At 69.4% G+C, this 620-nt stretch carries 1 protein-coding gene; it reads left to right on the top strand.

Going from position 1 to position 620, the window contains the following annotated elements; genetic code table 11:
- On the top strand, nucleotides 1-620 hold a 620-nt coding region (locus AC1DXV_RS35165; protein ID WP_477938122.1), incomplete at both ends, for a hypothetical protein.

Below are 620 nucleotides of genomic sequence, written 5' to 3'. Positions count from 1 at the left end.
AGCTTGGCGGCACGAACCGGCTGATCGTCACCGACACCGAGTACGGCGACCTGGGCCAGGTGGTGCTGCAGACGCAGCCGTACTTTCTGGACAGCGGCTCGTCGACGAGCACGGGTAGCGCCGACGTGGGCTTGTCGCGCACCGAGTACGACGCGCTGGGCCGGGTGGTTCGCATCTACACCGCCGACAGCCAGGGCAGCCAGCCGGGCGTAAGCTTCGGTAGCCGGGGCAGCCGCCGGGCGAGGTTGTCGAGCACGGCGTATGGCGCGCTGGTGGTCACCACCACCGACGACCAGGGCCGCACGCGCCGCGAGGAGAGCAGCGTCGAAGGGCGCACGATCCGCATCACCGACCCGCTGGGCGCGCAGATCGTTCACCAGCACGATGCGTTCGGGAACCTGGTGGCGACGAAGGATGCGCTGCAGAACAGCGTGCAGATCAGCTACGACGTGCGGGGCAACAAGCTCAAGCTGACCGACCCGGACGCCGGGGTGATCGAGTACCGCTACGACGCGCTGGGCCAGGTGGTGCGGCAGCAGAACCCGCTGCAGCTGCAGCGCGGCGGGCAGACGACGATGCAGTACGACGTGCTCGGGCGGATGACGCTGCGCACCGAGCCG

It is taken from the genome of Rhizobacter sp. P3_C12 (assembly GCF_056402735.1).
This window is presented reverse-complemented; position numbering and strand designations above follow the sequence as displayed.